Origin of the sequence: Aeromonas sp. QDB31 (assembly GCF_027707605.1) — a bacterium.
GTDB lineage: Bacteria > Pseudomonadota > Gammaproteobacteria > Enterobacterales > Aeromonadaceae > Aeromonas > Aeromonas media.
In genome coordinates, this window is the sequence record NZ_JAPCIX010000010.1 from 118,796 (window position 1) to 132,005 (window position 13,210).

Annotated in this window: 14 protein-coding genes; 3 read left to right on the top strand and 11 right to left on the bottom strand. The window is 63.4% G+C overall.

The genetic code is table 11. The features are described 5' to 3' along the window. The first annotated feature begins 359 nt into the window (after positions 1 to 359). The gene (gene rloA3 / locus PG898_RS12445; RefSeq protein WP_442865811.1) at positions 360 to 833 is read left to right on the top strand and encodes a retropepsin-like aspartic peptidase RloA3; all 474 of its coding nucleotides are present in this window, start codon (positions 360 to 362) and stop codon (positions 831 to 833) included. A gap of 76 nt (positions 834 to 909) precedes the next feature. Here the strand turns inward: rloA3 and PG898_RS12450 are convergent, their stop codons facing one another. From PG898_RS12450 to PG898_RS12480, 7 genes are all read right to left on the bottom strand, one after another. Continuing rightward, the gene (locus tag PG898_RS12450) at positions 910 to 2,352 is read right to left on the bottom strand and encodes an ATP-binding protein (protein WP_270824233.1); all 1,443 of its coding nucleotides are present in this window, start codon (positions 2,350 to 2,352) and stop codon (positions 910 to 912) included. After that, on the bottom strand, positions 2,349 to 3,041 hold the full coding sequence (locus PG898_RS12455; RefSeq protein ID WP_270824232.1) for a response regulator: 693 nt from the start codon (positions 3,039 to 3,041) through the stop codon (positions 2,349 to 2,351). The genes PG898_RS12450 and PG898_RS12455 overlap by 4 nt, the downstream gene beginning before the upstream one ends. 82 nt (positions 3,042 to 3,123) lie before the next feature. After that, complete coding sequence (locus PG898_RS12460; RefSeq protein WP_270824231.1) at positions 3,124 to 3,759, bottom strand: tetratricopeptide repeat protein; 636 nt, start codon at positions 3,757 to 3,759, stop codon at positions 3,124 to 3,126. Position 3,760: 1 nt separating this feature from the next. After that, positions 3,761 to 4,609, bottom strand: a complete 849-nt coding sequence (locus tag PG898_RS12465; protein WP_270824230.1) for an SDR family oxidoreductase — start codon at positions 4,607 to 4,609, stop codon at positions 3,761 to 3,763. Next, on the bottom strand, positions 4,599 to 5,264 hold the full coding sequence (locus PG898_RS12470) for a TenA family transcriptional regulator (RefSeq protein ID WP_182788093.1): 666 nt from the start codon (positions 5,262 to 5,264) through the stop codon (positions 4,599 to 4,601). The genes PG898_RS12465 and PG898_RS12470 overlap by 11 nt, the downstream gene beginning before the upstream one ends. Beyond that, positions 5,261 to 6,754: an AMP-dependent synthetase/ligase gene (locus tag PG898_RS12475; protein WP_226171862.1), complete on the bottom strand. Its 1,494-nt coding sequence runs from the start codon at positions 6,752 to 6,754 to the stop codon at positions 5,261 to 5,263. The genes PG898_RS12470 and PG898_RS12475 overlap by 4 nt, the downstream gene beginning before the upstream one ends. Then, a complete protein-coding gene (locus tag PG898_RS12480) occupies positions 6,751 to 7,416 on the bottom strand; it encodes a thermostable hemolysin (RefSeq protein ID WP_042649595.1) in 666 nt (221 codons plus the stop codon). Before PG898_RS12480 ends, PG898_RS12475 begins: the two co-directional genes overlap by 4 nt. Before the next feature lie 130 nt (positions 7,417 to 7,546). Between PG898_RS12480 and PG898_RS12485 the strand changes: the two genes are divergently transcribed. Together PG898_RS12485 and PG898_RS12490 are read left to right on the top strand one after the other, a co-directional pair. After that, the gene (locus tag PG898_RS12485; RefSeq protein ID WP_042649594.1) at positions 7,547 to 8,188 is read left to right on the top strand and encodes a class I SAM-dependent methyltransferase; all 642 of its coding nucleotides are present in this window, start codon (positions 7,547 to 7,549) and stop codon (positions 8,186 to 8,188) included. A gap of 74 nt (positions 8,189 to 8,262) precedes the next feature. Beyond that, positions 8,263 to 9,501: a winged helix-turn-helix domain-containing protein gene (locus PG898_RS12490; protein WP_270824229.1), complete on the top strand. Its 1,239-nt coding sequence runs from the start codon at positions 8,263 to 8,265 to the stop codon at positions 9,499 to 9,501. A 99-nt stretch (positions 9,502 to 9,600) separates the two neighbouring features. Here the strand turns inward: PG898_RS12490 and frdD are convergent, their stop codons facing one another. From frdD to frdA, 4 genes are read right to left on the bottom strand one after another with little or no spacing between them, the layout of a single operon-like run. Further along, complete coding sequence (gene frdD, locus PG898_RS12495) at positions 9,601 to 9,957, bottom strand: fumarate reductase subunit FrdD (protein ID WP_041205216.1); 357 nt, start codon at positions 9,955 to 9,957, stop codon at positions 9,601 to 9,603. 11 nt (positions 9,958 to 9,968) lie between these two features. After that, the gene (locus PG898_RS12500; RefSeq protein ID WP_041205215.1) at positions 9,969 to 10,367 is read right to left on the bottom strand and encodes a fumarate reductase; all 399 of its coding nucleotides are present in this window, start codon (positions 10,365 to 10,367) and stop codon (positions 9,969 to 9,971) included. Positions 10,368 to 10,378: 11 nt separating this feature from the next. Further along, positions 10,379 to 11,113 carry a succinate dehydrogenase/fumarate reductase iron-sulfur subunit gene (locus PG898_RS12505; protein ID WP_005317203.1) on the bottom strand — a complete coding sequence of 245 codons (735 nt, stop codon included), beginning with the start codon at positions 11,111 to 11,113 and terminating at the stop codon, positions 10,379 to 10,381. Next, the gene (gene frdA, locus PG898_RS12510; protein ID WP_042649592.1) at positions 11,106 to 12,890 is read right to left on the bottom strand and encodes a fumarate reductase (quinol) flavoprotein subunit; all 1,785 of its coding nucleotides are present in this window, start codon (positions 12,888 to 12,890) and stop codon (positions 11,106 to 11,108) included. Before frdA ends, PG898_RS12505 begins: the two co-directional genes overlap by 8 nt. Positions 12,891 to 13,210: the final 320 nt, after the last annotated feature.

Sequence of the window (13,210 nt, forward strand, 5' to 3'; positions counted from 1 at the left end):
AAAAACCGCAGGTTTTCAAGGCCTCCGGTTTACAACAGTCTAGGCAAAAATCCCGCCAGAACAAGACTGATAATTCGCTCAGCATTGTGGTAGCCTTTGGCGTCACAACCTGAGGTCGACCACCAGCTTCATCCAGCACCTCGCCGTGGCCTCTCTCTCCCCTCTTTTTTCCCCCTGCACCAGAGTCAACTGCTGTCGGATCCCCCATGCCGTGAGTGCCAGAGGCCGGGGTTCTGGGCGCCTGCGCCACGTTTGCCAGTTGACAGAGGCCTGCGTGCTGCCCACTCTGGCGCAGAGGGCCAGCGTGGGCCCGCTTCGACGAGGAGAACACATTGTCCGTATCACACAAAGCCGGCTGGTTGTTGTTGGCCAGCCTCTGCTTCTCATCGAGCGTCTGGGCGGCCCCCACCGTCTATGGCTGGATCGAGAAGGGCCTGATCATGCCAAGTGGCGTCGCGGTCAAGATGAAGCTGGATACCGGGGCGCTCACCTCGTCCCTCGATGCGCGGGAGCTGCACCACTTCAAGCGTGACGGCAAGCCCTGGGTGCGCTTCACCCTGGCGTTGACCGATGCCAACACCGACAAGGAGGTGCGCCAGACCCTGGAGCGGCCGGTGGAGCGCAGCGTGACGGTGCGCGGTGCCGGCGGCATGGAGGAGCGTCCCACGGTGACCATGTCCATCTGTGTCGGTGACAAGGTCTACAAGGAGTGGTTCACCCTGCGGGATCGCAGCGACATGATCTATCCCGTGCTGCTCGGTCGTCGTCTGCTGGCGGAGCTGGGGCCGGTGGACTCCGCCCGCACCTTCACGGTGCAGCCGAGCTGTGGCTAGGCGTCATTCCAAAGGCGCGAGGATCGCACGCGGGGCCCGAGGCCCCGCGTTTTTTCTCCCCTGAGGCCTGTGCCTTCTATGCCGGGCGGGGGGCGGCGGGCAGCAGCACGCTCACCTCAAGGCCCCCCTCGGGCCGGTTGTGGATGTCGAGGTCCGCGCCGTGCAGTTGGACGATGCGCTGGACTATGGCCATGCCAAGCCCCACCCCATCCCCCTGCTGGGGGTTGACCCGAAAGAAGCGCTCGCACAGGCGCGACAGGGCGGCGGTGGGAATGCCGGGGCCATTGTCCCGCACATCCACCCTGACCCTGTTGCCCTCCTGAGTGATCACCACGGCGACCTCGCCGCCCACCTGGGTGTAGCGCAGCGCATTGTCGATGAGGTTGCCAAACATCAGCTCCAGCAACATGGCCTGTCCCATCACCTGCAGATGCTCGTCGCCCTCGAGGGAGAGTTGCAGGTCCTTCTTCAGGGCGATGGGGGCAAGGGTGGCCAGGGTGCCCTGCAACAGCAGGCTCAGATCCAGCCTGCCGAGCGCCGGTACCTGCTGATTGTCGATGCGGGCCTGGGTCAGCAGCTGGCGGATCAGCCGGTCGCTGCGATCGAGCGCCAGCAACATCTTGCGCAGCGCCTGTTCGCGGCTGAGATCATCCTCGGCCGCCAGGGCATTCTCGCTGTGGATGCGCAGCACCGCCAGCGGGGTGCGCAGCTCGTGGGCCGCCTCGTTGGTGAACTGTTTCTCCCGCTCTATGGTGTCCGCCAGGGTGTGCATCAGCCGATTGATCTCCGCCACCAGCGGCGTCAGCTCCTCGGCCTTGATGGCCAGGTTGAGCGGGCTCAGGTTGGCAGGATGGCGCTCGCCGATGGCCTGGGTCAGCTGGTGCAACGGAGCCAGGCCACGTTGCACCAGCCACCAGAGCAGGACGAGCAGGAAGGGCAGGGTGATGAAGAGCGGCAGCATGGTCAGGGTGGCCATCTTGCTGGCCAGCTCCCCTCGCTCGTCATCCCGCTCCGCCACGATGAGCCAGGTGTGCTCATTTTCGTTGTAGAGGGTGAAGGTGCGCCACTCGTGGTGATCCTTGGTCTCGCTGTTGAAGCCGCGTTCCAGGGTGGTCAGGGGCTGCTCCGGCGCATTGGGTGAACGCAGCAGTATGATGCCCTGCTCGCTCAGCAGCTGGAAGTAGAGGTTGTGTTCGAACTCGTGGCCGTAGGGGGTGAACTCGTTGTCCCGCCCAAGCTGGCTGAAGCTGCGCTTCTCCTGATGAAAGGTGTCGGGCACGGCCTGCTCCCACTCCTGGTAGACGGCGCCGTTGCTGGGCAGCTCGCCGCGCTGCTTCAGATAACGGCTGAGCAGCTGGTTGGTGATGCGGGCGGACTGGGCGAGACGGGCATCGAACAGCTCTTCCATCTCGTGGTTGGCTTCCAGATAGCCGATGAGGCCGCTGACGGCCAGGCTGAGACTGACCAGGGCCAGGATGCCGGAGAGCAGGAAGCGACGGATGGAGCGGACGCGACTCATTGGCTGGATATCCCTCTGGTGCCCGGGGTATCTGGCTGCGGCACAATGTAGCCGACGCCGCGGATGTTGCGGATGAGCTCGGGGAAGAACTTCTTGCGCAGGTGGTGAATGTGTACCTCCACCGCATTGCTTTCGGCTCCCTCATCCCAGCCATAGAGGCTCTGCTGCAGCTGATCACGGCTCAGCACCCGGCCGCTCTGGCTGATGAGCTCCTGCAGCAGCTTGTATTCGTGGGGGGTCAGTCTGACCACCTCCCCCTGATAGGTGACCTGCTGGGATTCGGGGTAGATGAGGATATCGCCATACTCCAGCACCGCCTGGGCCTGCCCCTTGCTGCGGCGCACCAGGGCGCGCAGGCGGGCGTTGAGCTCCTGCAGGGCGAAGGGTTTCACCATGTAGTCGTCGGAGCCCGCGTCCAGCCCCAGCACCCGGTCGTCCAGGGCATCACGGGCGGTGAGGATGAGCACCGGCAGCGTCTGTCCCTCCCGGCGCAGCTTGCGTAGCAGGCTGATGCCGTCGATGTCCGGCAGATTGAGGTCCAGGATGAGGGCGGCAAACTCCTCGCTCTTGAGCGCCGACAGGGCGGGCAGCCCCTGCTGCAGCCAGTCCACCGTGTAGCCGCTGCTGCGCAGGGCATCCACCATGCCATCCCCCAGCATCATGTCATCTTCCACCAACAGGATCCGCATTGTTTTTTCCCCTCAAATGACGCTGCCCACCAGTATGCAAGTTGGTGGGCAGAGTTTAAATAGCGCACTGATATGCTTGTGTTTATAGCTTGGCGAGACGCTCGCGGATTTCCGTCTTGCGCCCTTCGTCCGCCACCTCGCGGCCCGGTCTGGCCGGGGCGGCCAGGGCCTTGTCCAGATAGATCTTCGCCTTCGCCTTGTCCCCCTGTTCCAGCAGGAAATCGCCGTAGAAGAAGTTGGGATCGATGCCGGTAGGATTGATGGTGAGTGCCTGCTTGAGCAGCTGCTCGGCCTTGTCGTCATCCCCAAATCCGACCGGCCAGCCCGGCACCTGGTAGTAGAGCGAGCCCAGGCTGGTGTAGGCGGAGCCCTCCAGCGCCTTGGGATCCTGCTTGATGGCGATCTCCAGCTTGGCCTTGGCCTCTTTCACCAGGCTGAGGGCCCCGAGGCCGCCCTTGGCGCCGGCCCAGGTGCTCTTGACGATGGCGGACCAGATCAGCAGATCGGTGCGAAAGGCCTCCTTGGCACTGGCCTGATCCGCCTGGGCACTCAGGGTCGCCAGGCAGCTCTCCTTGGCCTTGCCGGTCTGCTGGTACTGGCAGTGGGCCCACTGCTGTTGAATGGTGGGCAGGGCATCTGCGGCCTGAACCAGGCTGCTGGCGAGGGCAAGCAGCAGGACGCTGTGGCCAAATCGGGGGCGGAAAGTGGCGTGTTTCATCTCAATGTTCCTTCTCGTGCGTGGCACAGGCGGGGTTGTCCCCGTGATCGGTGGCCGGGTGGGCTGGGCGGCGGGCATGGCGCTCGATGACGGGCAGTTGTCTGGCGAGCGCCTTGTCGACCAGGGCGGGCAGCAGGCCGTTGAGCCGCACGAACAGCTTCTCCGGCCAGCCGAGCCAGCTGCGGCGTGTCTCGTTGCACAGGGCGATGACGGCCTCCTCGGCGACGTCCTGAGGGCTGTCGGTGTGGGTGCCGAGCTCGGCATTCATGGCGTAGGCCGCCTCGGAGTTGAGGTGGGTGCGGGTGGCGCGGGGGGCAAAGTGCAGCACCTTGATGCCGGAGCCCTCCAGTTCCCGGCCCAGCGCCTCGCTAAAGCCCCGCAGGGCAAACTTGCTGGCGCAATAAACGCTGTAACCGGCATAGCCGATGGCCCCGAGGCTGGAGCCTATGTTCATGATGACTGCGGGCTTGCGCAGCCTCGGCAGCAGGGCGCGGGTGAGCTGGATGGGAGCCTCGACGTTGAGCAGCAGTTGGCGCGTCACCTGCTCGCTGCTCTGATCCTCCAGCCAGGCGAACTGGTTGCAGCCCGCGCTGTTGATCAGCACGTCCAGCCCGTCATCCAGCGCCGGGTGCTGCAACAACCGGGCCCGCTCCTGGGGCGAGCCCAGATCGGCGGTCACCGTCTGATGGCGCTCCGGGTGGGGCAGCTCCTTGCGCAGCCGTTCCAGTGCGCTGGCCCGGCGTCCGTGCAGCAGCAGATGCGCCCCCTGGGCCGCCAGCTCCAGGGCCAGGGCTTCCCCTATGCCGCCGCTGGCGCCGGTGAGCAGTATGCGTTTCCCTTCAAGCTTCATTGGCAGAGGATCCCGTGAGCTGATGGAGCATGTCGCCATAGAGGCGGTAGACCACCTTGGCGGCGTGAATGATGGCGGCCTGATCGGCGGCGTCTTCCACCCGGTTCATCAGGGATTCGAAGAACTTGAGGTGCTCCTGATCCAGGGCGCCGTGAGAGCTGAGGTAGCTCATCGCCTGGGGTGGCAGACCGAGGCCGCTCTTGAGCTGGTCCGCCACCGTCAGGGCGATGGCGACGCTGGTGCCTTCCAGCACCTGCACCATGCCGAAGAAGCCCATGGGGTTGCCGCGCTGGATCTGGTCGTAGAGGAAGGCCACCATCAGCTCGATGGGTTGACCGGGTCGGCCATGGCGCACCGCCTCGGCGTCACCGCCGCAAGCGCGGATGTCATTGAGGATCCACTCCTGGTGGCCGTACTCCTCGTCGATGTACTCCCGGATGGCGCCGCGCACCCACTCATACTCCTGTCCCAGCTTGCCGCCGGTGGCCATCAGGAGCGGCACCGTGTGGCGCACGTGGTAGTAAGCCTCTGCCAGAAAGGCGAGGTAGGTCTCCCGGCTGATGTCGCCGCGGCGGCAGGCCTCGATGATGGGGGCATTGAACAGGTGCTCGCGCTCGGCGGCGGTGGCGTGTTGCAGGGTCTGGTAGAAACTCATGAGGATTCTCCTGTGAGGCCTTGAGTCAGGCATTGGTCGATCTGCCGGGAAAAGTGGTGATAAATCTCGTTGCGACGGGGGCGGCCGTTAGCCGTCAGCAGGCCGGGGTGCTGATCCAGCGCCACCGGCAGCCAGTGATGGATGCGGGCGTAATCGGGCAACTGCTGGTTGAGCCGGGCAATCTGCTCGGCCAACTGGCACTGGGTGCCCGGCAGCGGCTGGATGAGGGCGACGTTGGCGGGCTGGCCGTCACCGAAGATCACGATGCGGACGATGGCCGGGCAGAGCTGGGCCTGGGCCTCCACCCACTCCGGCGAAAAGTTGCGGCCAAAGGCGGTGATCTGCACGTTCTTCTTGCGCCCCGTGATGTGCAGGTAGCCTTCTGCGTCCAGGTGACCCAGATCCCCTGTGGCGATCTGGCTGGCCGCAGCGCCCTCTTCCCCCAGATAGCCGAGCATGGCGCTGCCGCTCACCATGACTTCGCCGTCGGCGGCGATCGTCACCTGGCAGTGGGGCAGGGGGCGGCCGACGCTGCCCGGACGGTCATCGTCCGGGCCGTTGAGCGCCACGACCGAACCGCACTCCGACAGGCCATAGCCCTCATAGACTGGCAGCCCCAGCGCGCGGGCATGGGCGATGAACTCGGGGGCGACCTTGCCGCCACCGACGGCGACGAAGCGAAGCCCCTTGAGCCGTTCGGCCAGGGCCGGGGTGTTGGCGCACAGCGCCAGCAGCAGGCGCAGCAGTTCGGGTACCAGCACCAGGCTGTGGCTGGGCCAGCGTGCCAGGGCCTGGCCCAGCATGGCCGGGTCGAGGGTGCTGGAGCCGGTGAAACCCAGCTCGCCGAGCGAGGGGATGCGGCTGCAGGCGCCGGTGAGCAGTGGCACGTACAGACCGGTCAGATTCTCCAGCAGGGTGGCCAGGGGCAGCAGGGTCAGGTGCTGTTCAACTCCGGCCGGGGCGACCCTTAGGGCTAGGGATTCGCAGACTGCCATCATCTGGGCAAGGGACAGGCAGACCCCCTTGGGCTGGCCCGTGGTGCCCGAGGTATAGGTGATCTTGGCTGTGCCGTCCGGCAGGGCCGGAGGCGCGAGCGGGGTGCGTCGCCACAGGGGCAGATCCTGTTCGTCGGCGGTGCCCGTCATCAGGATGAGGGGGGCTGCGGCCTGCCAGCCCTCATGTTCGGGTCCCACCAGGGCGTCGGCTCCGCTGCTCTCCAGCAGCCAGGACTGCTGCGCCGGGCTGAAGAAGTGGGGAACCGGAATGACCACGATACCGGCCCGGGTGCAGGCCAGATCGAGCAGCGCCCAGGGCAGACCGTTGTCGAGCTGCAGGGCCAGGCGGCGAATGCCGGCTTGCTGCAAGCGGTCGGCCAGGTGCTGGATCTGCTGCCACAGGTTCTGGTAATCCAACGAACCCTGGCTGCCTTGCAGTGCCGGTTGTCGCGGCGTCAGGCTGGCGTGGCGGGCGATGGCGTCAAACAGGCTCATTGAGCGCACCTCTTGTCATTGTCGGCGTGGCTAAAAAGCATGGGCATGGGCCCCAACAGGTTGAGCAGCAGGCTGCTCTGGGCGAGCACCTCGCGCCCCTGGTTGATGTCCCCGGCCATCACCTTGGGTTGGCAGCGGTAGTACTCTCCCCAGGCACTGGCGTCTTCCCCCACCTGGTGGGCCTGGGCGGGGGCCAGCTCCACCGGGTTGAGACGCAGCCGGGCAAAGCTGTTGCGCAGTTTGGCGGTGCCGGTGAACACCACGTAATCGAGGGCGTTGTCACACAGCAGGCGGCACAGGGCGGCAAACATCAGGCGGGCATTGCCCGGCTCGCTGCAGGCGAGGTTGCCCACTTCGATGATGCGGCTGCGGGCCGGTCTTACCCCGAGGCGGGTTTCGATGGCGGCCTCGATGGGTTGCTCCAGATACTGCTCTAGATAGAGGGGTTGCTCGCCCTCGCCGTTGCAGGCCTGGTTGAGGCCACAGGCGCCGACCAGCACCCCATCGGCCCGGTAGAGCCCGAGCAGACAGGGCAGAAAATGGGGAATGCGGGCGTTGAATTCGAGGGTGTAGGCGGCCTGGATATAAGTTTGCAGCGCCATGACCTGCTGCGGGGATTCGGCCAGGATCAACCTGTAGGGGGCTTGGATCTCGATGGTCATGGTTGGCTCCTTCTCTTGCGATGGGTTGAGAGTAAAAGGGCAAACTTAAGAAACCCTTAAGGCGCAAAAAAAGTTGTCAGCAAGGCGGCGGGCAGGCAATCTGCGCGGCTGTTACCCAGGAGGATCCGTCATGTCATCAAGCGTCAGCTGCCCCCTCTGCTCGGCTCGCCACAGTTACCCCCTGTCGGTGGCAGGCAAGCGCTATCACCGTTGTCTGGACTGCGAGCTGGTCTGGCTGGATGAGGCGGATCATCTGGACGATGCGGCCGAGAAGGCGGTCTATGACGGGCATGACAACCGGGTGGATGATCCCCGTTATCGCGGCTTTCTGATGCGGGCCTTCGGCGAGGTGCTCTCCCGGGTGAGCCCTCCTGCCTGTGGCCTCGATTTCGGCTGCGGTCCCGGGCCTGCCCTCATCGCCATGGGGCGGGAGGCGGGCTTTGATATGGCGGGTTACGACAAGTTCTATGCCGACCAGCCCGAGCTGCTCACTCGTCGCTACGATTTCATCACCAGCACCGAGGTGATAGAGCACCTGGCCGCCCCCCGCGCCGTGCTGGACGGGCTCTGGGCCTGCCTCAACCCCGGCGGCGTGTTGGTGTTGCAGACCCAGCGGGTGCTGGGTGACGAGCGCTTCAAGAGCTGGCGTTATCGCCACGATCCGACCCACATCGTCTTCTTTGCCGAGGCGTCGTTCCGCGCCCTGGCTGCCCGCTGGCAGGCGGACCTCTGCTTCCCCCACACCGATGTGGCCGTGTTCACCAAACCCTGAACGGGGCATTTTCATTTGGCGGCGGCTTGGGCATGCTGGTGACCTGACACTCAGGAACGGATGCCCCTATTTTCATGTCGATCCCCCATTTGTCATTGCAAGACGCCCGCCACCTGCAACTCGCCGCCCAGGGGCTGCTGACCCCGCGCCGCGCCAAGGCCGGCCCCTCCGATCTGCTTGACTGCATCCGCCGCATGGCGCTGCTGCAGATAGACACCATCTCGGTGGTGGCCCGCAGCCCCTATCTGGTGCTGTTCAGCCGGCTCGGCCACTACGATCCGCGCTGGCTGGAGCAGTTGCTGGCCGAGGGGGCGCTCTTCGAATACTGGGCCCACGAGGCCTGCTTCGTCCCCCGGGAGGATTACCGGCTGCTGCGCCATCGCATGCTGGATCCCGCCGCCATGGGCTGGAAGTTCTCCGCCCAGTGGCTCAAGACCCACGGCGGCGAGATTGCGCAGATAGTCGAGCGCATCCGCCGGGAGGGCCCGGTGCGGGCAGCCGATATTGGAAACGAAAGAGGCGAACGCAAGGGGGGCGGCAACGGCTGGTGGGACTGGAAGCCCGAGAAGCGCCACCTGGAGGTGCTGTTCACCGCGGGTCAGCTGATGGTGCGCGAGCGGCGCAACTTCCAGCGGGTCTACGATCTCGCCGAGCGGGTCATGCCCGAGTGGGACGACGGGCGGGATCTGCCGAGCCCTGAGCTCGCCCAGCGGGACATGGTGCGTGCCAGCTGCCGGGCGCTGGGGCTGGTCAAGACCGGCTGGGTGGCGGATTACTACCGGCTCAAGCGCGGCAAATACGATGTCCTGCTCCATCAGCTGGCGGACGAGGGGGAGCTGTTGCCGGTGCGGGTGGAGGGCTGGCAGCACGGTGCCTTCGTGCACGCATCGCTCTCCGATGAGCTGACCCGGGCCCAGGCAGGCAGCCTCAAGGCGACCCACACCGCCGTGCTCTCACCCTTCGATCCCCTGGTGTGGGATCGCAAGCGAGCCAGCGAACTGTTTGGCTTTGACTACCGCATCGAGTGCTACACCCCGGCCCCCAAACGCCAGTACGGCTACTTCGTGCTGCCTCTGCTGCGCCGAGGCAAGCTGGTGGGGCGCCTGGATGCCAAGGCCCATCGCAAGGAGGGGGTGTTCGAGGTCAAGAGCCTCTATCTGGAGCCAGGGGTCAGGGTGACCGCCAGCCTGGCGCAGGATCTGGAGAAGGCGCTGCAAAAACTGGCGCAGTGGCACCAGACCCCGCTGCTTCGCCTCGGCGCCATGCCGGCGCCCCTGCGGGCCCTGTGGCCGGAGTCAGCGCCGCTTCCTTGAGCAATACGCAGCCAGACAACGCGCCGCGCGCCAACCATCAACCAAACAAAAACCGGGCACTGGGCCCGGTTTTATCATCTGTTGCTGGCAACTAAAGGATTACTGGAGTACCAGCACCATCAGCAGACCGACGGTGATGGCTGACACCAGGAAGGCGAAGCCATAGAACACGTAGTGGTGCAGCTTGGTGGTGTGGATCCCGAGATCATGCAGGCCGTGGTAGATGCGGTGCATGCCGTGCCAGATCGGCAGGGCGATGATCACCAGCAGGATGCAGGCACCCCACCAGGAGCTGGCGAACTCGAGTGCGCGTTCGTAGCTCATGGTCTCCACGTCCATGATGCCCATGGGCACCAGCAGACCAGTAATGAGGACAATCACCGGCAGCAGCATGGCGACAACCATGCCACCGGCACCAAACAGTCCCCAGTAAATGGGCTCGTCAGAACGTCTCATCATTAATCTCCTCAAGCCACGATGATCAGGATCAGCAGGGATACCACCGCCAGCGCCACATACTGGGCGATGACGATAGGCTTCTCCGGCACCAGGTCTTCACCACGGAAGATACGCATGGCCTTGGGGGCCAGGGCGAACCAGGTCTTGGCGTGGAACAGGCAGGCTGCCAGCGCGATGACGTGGAACAGGATGGCGACCGGGCTTTGCAGGGATTCCAGCCAGCCGTTGAACGCTTCCTGACCCTGCACCAGCCGCAACAGACCCCACATCAGCACGACGGCATAGATGGAGACGAAGATGCTGGTGCCTTCGCGGATCATGTAACCGGTGTAGAAGGCATTCTTCAGCCACCAGTCTTTCTTCATTTCGCGCACGTAAGGCTTACGTTTGCTCTCTGTGTTGTTCATGGTCTCACTCCTCAATCCGGCTTGAACATGGCGATCATGTAGTCCTTGGCGCTCTCGACCTTGCCAAGCTGGATGGCTGCGGCCGGATCCACACCCTTGGGGCAGACATCGGAGCAATAACCCACGAAGGTACAACCCCAGACGCCCTCGTCCTGGCTGATGATCTTCATCCGCTCTTTGGACGCGCTGTCGCGGTTGTCGGCGTTGTAGCGATAAGCCAGCGCCAGGGCCGCCGGGCCGGTGAACTTCTTGTTGATGCCATACTGCGGGCAGGCGGCGTAGCACAGACCACAGTTGATGCACATGGAGAACTGGTGATATTTCGCCATGTCGGCCGGAGTCTGGGTGTACTCGCCGTCGCACAGGCTGCGCGGTTCGCTCGGGATGATGTAGGGCTTGATGCTCTCCAGCTTCTCGATGAAATCGGACATGTCGACCACCAAGTCGCGCTCGATCGGGAAGTTGTTGAGCGGCTCGATTTTCATCTTGCCCGGCAGGTAGTCCCGCAGGAAGGTCTTGCAACCCAGCTTCGGAATGCCATTGACCATCATGCCGCAGGAGCCGCAGATCGCCATCCGGCAGGACCAGCGGAAGCTCAGGGTGGAGTCCAGCTGATCCTTGATGTACTGCAGCGCATCCAGCAGGGACATCTCTTTCAGGTAAGGCACCTGGAAGGTCTGCATCCAGGGCTCGTTATCCTGCTCGGGACGGTAGCGCAGGATTTCAATTTCGATCATCTCAGCCATTCTTCTTAGCCTCGTCTTGTTTCTCACCCTCGGAACCGTACACACGCTTCGCCGGTTGGGATTTAGTGATCTTCACATCGGAGTAATCGATGGTCGGGGCCCCTTCCGGTGCATAGAAGGAGAGAGTGTGCTTGAGGAAATTCACGTCATCACGCTCCTCATAACCGTCCAGACGCTGGTGGGAACCACGAGACTCTTTACGGTTGATGGCGGAGTGCGCCATGGCTTCGGCCACGTCCAGCATGTAGCCCAGTTCGATGGCGTACAGCAGATCGGTGTTGAAGACCGAGGACTTGTCGTTGATCTTGATCTTCTTGTAACGGGCTTTGAGCTCGTTGATCTTGTCGATGGTGCCCTGCATCAGCTCTTCGGTACGGTAGATACCGACGCCAGCTTCCATGGACATGCCCAGTTCGTTGCGGATGTCGGCCGGGTTTTCGGTCCCGTCGATGTCCATCAGCGAGAGGTGCTGCTTGATCAGCGCCTCGGCCTTGGCGGCCAGCGCTTCGGTGTTGCCGTGCTGCTGGGTCGCCGCGAATTCGGCTGCCTGTTCACCGGCCACCTTGCCGAAGACCACGATCTCGGACAGGGAGTTGGAGCCCAGACGGTTGGCACCGTGCAGGCCAACGGAGGCACACTCGCCAGCGGCGTAGAGGCCGGGCATGCGGGTGGCGCACTTGCCGTCAGTTTCGATGCCACCCATGGTGTAGTGGGCAGTCGGACGGACCGGGATTGGCTCCTTGACCGGATCCACACCCACGTAGGCCTTGGCCAGTTCGCAGATGAAGGGCAGACGCTCTTTGAGGTACTTCTCGCCGAGGTGGCGCAGGTCGAGGTGAACCACGTCGCCCATCGGGCCCTGGATCACGCGGCCTTTCTGCTGCTCCTGCCAGAATGCCTGGGAGAGACGATCGCGCGGACCCAGCTCCATGTGTTTGTTCTTCGGCTGGCCGACCGGGGTTTCCGGGCCCAGGCCGTAGTCTTGCAGGTAGCGATAGCCATCCTTGTTGAGCAGGATGCCACCCTCACCACGACAACCTTCGGTCATCAGGATGCCGGTGCCCGGCAGACCGGTCGGGTGATACTGGACGAATTCCATGTCACGCAGCGGTACGCCGTGACGGTAGGCCAGCGCCATGCCGTCACCGGTGACGATGCCACCGTTGGTGTTGTAGCGGTAAACGCGACCGGCACCGCCGGTAGCCAGCACCACGGACTTGGCCTGGATGAAGCGGGTGATGCCGTTCTGGATATCGAAGGTCAGCACGCCTTGCACGCGGCCATCTTCGACGATCAGGTCCAGACAGAAGTGCTCATCGTAGCGCTTGATGGTCGGGTACTTGATGGAGGTCTGGAACAGGGTGTGCAGAATGTGGAAACCGGACTTGTCTGCGGCGAACCAGGTGCGCGGGATCTTCATCCCGCCGAAACGGCGGACGTTGGCCTTGCCATCCGGCTTGCGGCTCCAGGGGCAACCCCAGTGCTCCAGCTGGATCATTTCGTTGGTGGCGTTGTTGACGAAGTATTCGACTACGTCCTGCTCACACAACCAGTCACCACCGGAGACGGTGTCGTTGAAGTGGTTTTCGAGGGAGTCGTCATCACGCACGACACCTGCGGCGCCACCTTCGGCGGCCACGGTGTGGCTGCGCATCGGATAGACCTTGGAAATCAGGGCGATTTCCAGCTCCGGGTGGGCTTCTGCAATGGCGATTGCGGCACGCAGGCCACCGCCACCGGCACCGATGATGGCAACATCGGTCTTGATAATATCCACATCTGCCTCCTTAGGGATAGATTTGCTGGGCACGATTTTGCTCTATGAAAAAAATTCAGGCTTGATGCAAGTCAAACTGCTTTGTTTTAGTGCTTGGCAACGGTGATTTTTATTACAACCACCCCATTCCTTGGATGAAAATGCCGTCATTATCGCCATCCATCAGTGATCTGGATCAGCCGTACTCGCTACTCGAGTGATTTTAACCCCAAGATTGTACGTAGTTTTCTTTCAAAAAAATGAGAAATGCCTCTCTTTTTAGGTATTACCCATAAAGTTTTTAAGTTTTTTATCAGAAATGTTTAATGATAACTATTATC

Excerpts from the sequence above, each read along its gene's own strand:
- PG898_RS12450 (WP_270824233.1), bottom strand. The coding sequence starts at position 2,352 with ATGAGTCGCGTCCGCTCCATCCGTCGCTTCCTGCTCTCCGGCATCCTG.
- PG898_RS12455 (WP_270824232.1), bottom strand. The coding sequence starts at position 3,041 with ATGCGGATCCTGTTGGTGGAAGATGACATGATGCTGGGGGATGGCATG.
- PG898_RS12460 (WP_270824231.1), bottom strand. The coding sequence starts at position 3,759 with ATGAAACACGCCACTTTCCGCCCCCGATTTGGCCACAGCGTCCTGCTG.
- PG898_RS12465 (WP_270824230.1), bottom strand. The coding sequence starts at position 4,609 with ATGAAGCTTGAAGGGAAACGCATACTGCTCACCGGCGCCAGCGGCGGC.
- PG898_RS12470 (WP_182788093.1), bottom strand. The coding sequence starts at position 5,264 with ATGAGTTTCTACCAGACCCTGCAACACGCCACCGCCGCCGAGCGCGAG.
- PG898_RS12475 (WP_226171862.1), bottom strand. The coding sequence starts at position 6,754 with ATGAGCCTGTTTGACGCCATCGCCCGCCACGCCAGCCTGACGCCGCGA.
- PG898_RS12480 (WP_042649595.1), bottom strand. The coding sequence starts at position 7,416 with ATGACCATCGAGATCCAAGCCCCCTACAGGTTGATCCTGGCCGAATCC.
- PG898_RS12485 (WP_042649594.1), top strand. The coding sequence starts at position 7,547 with ATGTCATCAAGCGTCAGCTGCCCCCTCTGCTCGGCTCGCCACAGTTAC.
- PG898_RS12490 (WP_270824229.1), top strand. The coding sequence starts at position 8,263 with ATGTCGATCCCCCATTTGTCATTGCAAGACGCCCGCCACCTGCAACTC.
- frdD (WP_041205216.1), bottom strand. The coding sequence starts at position 9,957 with ATGAGACGTTCTGACGAGCCCATTTACTGGGGACTGTTTGGTGCCGGT.
- PG898_RS12500 (WP_041205215.1), bottom strand. The coding sequence starts at position 10,367 with ATGAACAACACAGAGAGCAAACGTAAGCCTTACGTGCGCGAAATGAAG.
- PG898_RS12505 (WP_005317203.1), bottom strand. The coding sequence starts at position 11,113 with ATGGCTGAGATGATCGAAATTGAAATCCTGCGCTACCGTCCCGAGCAG.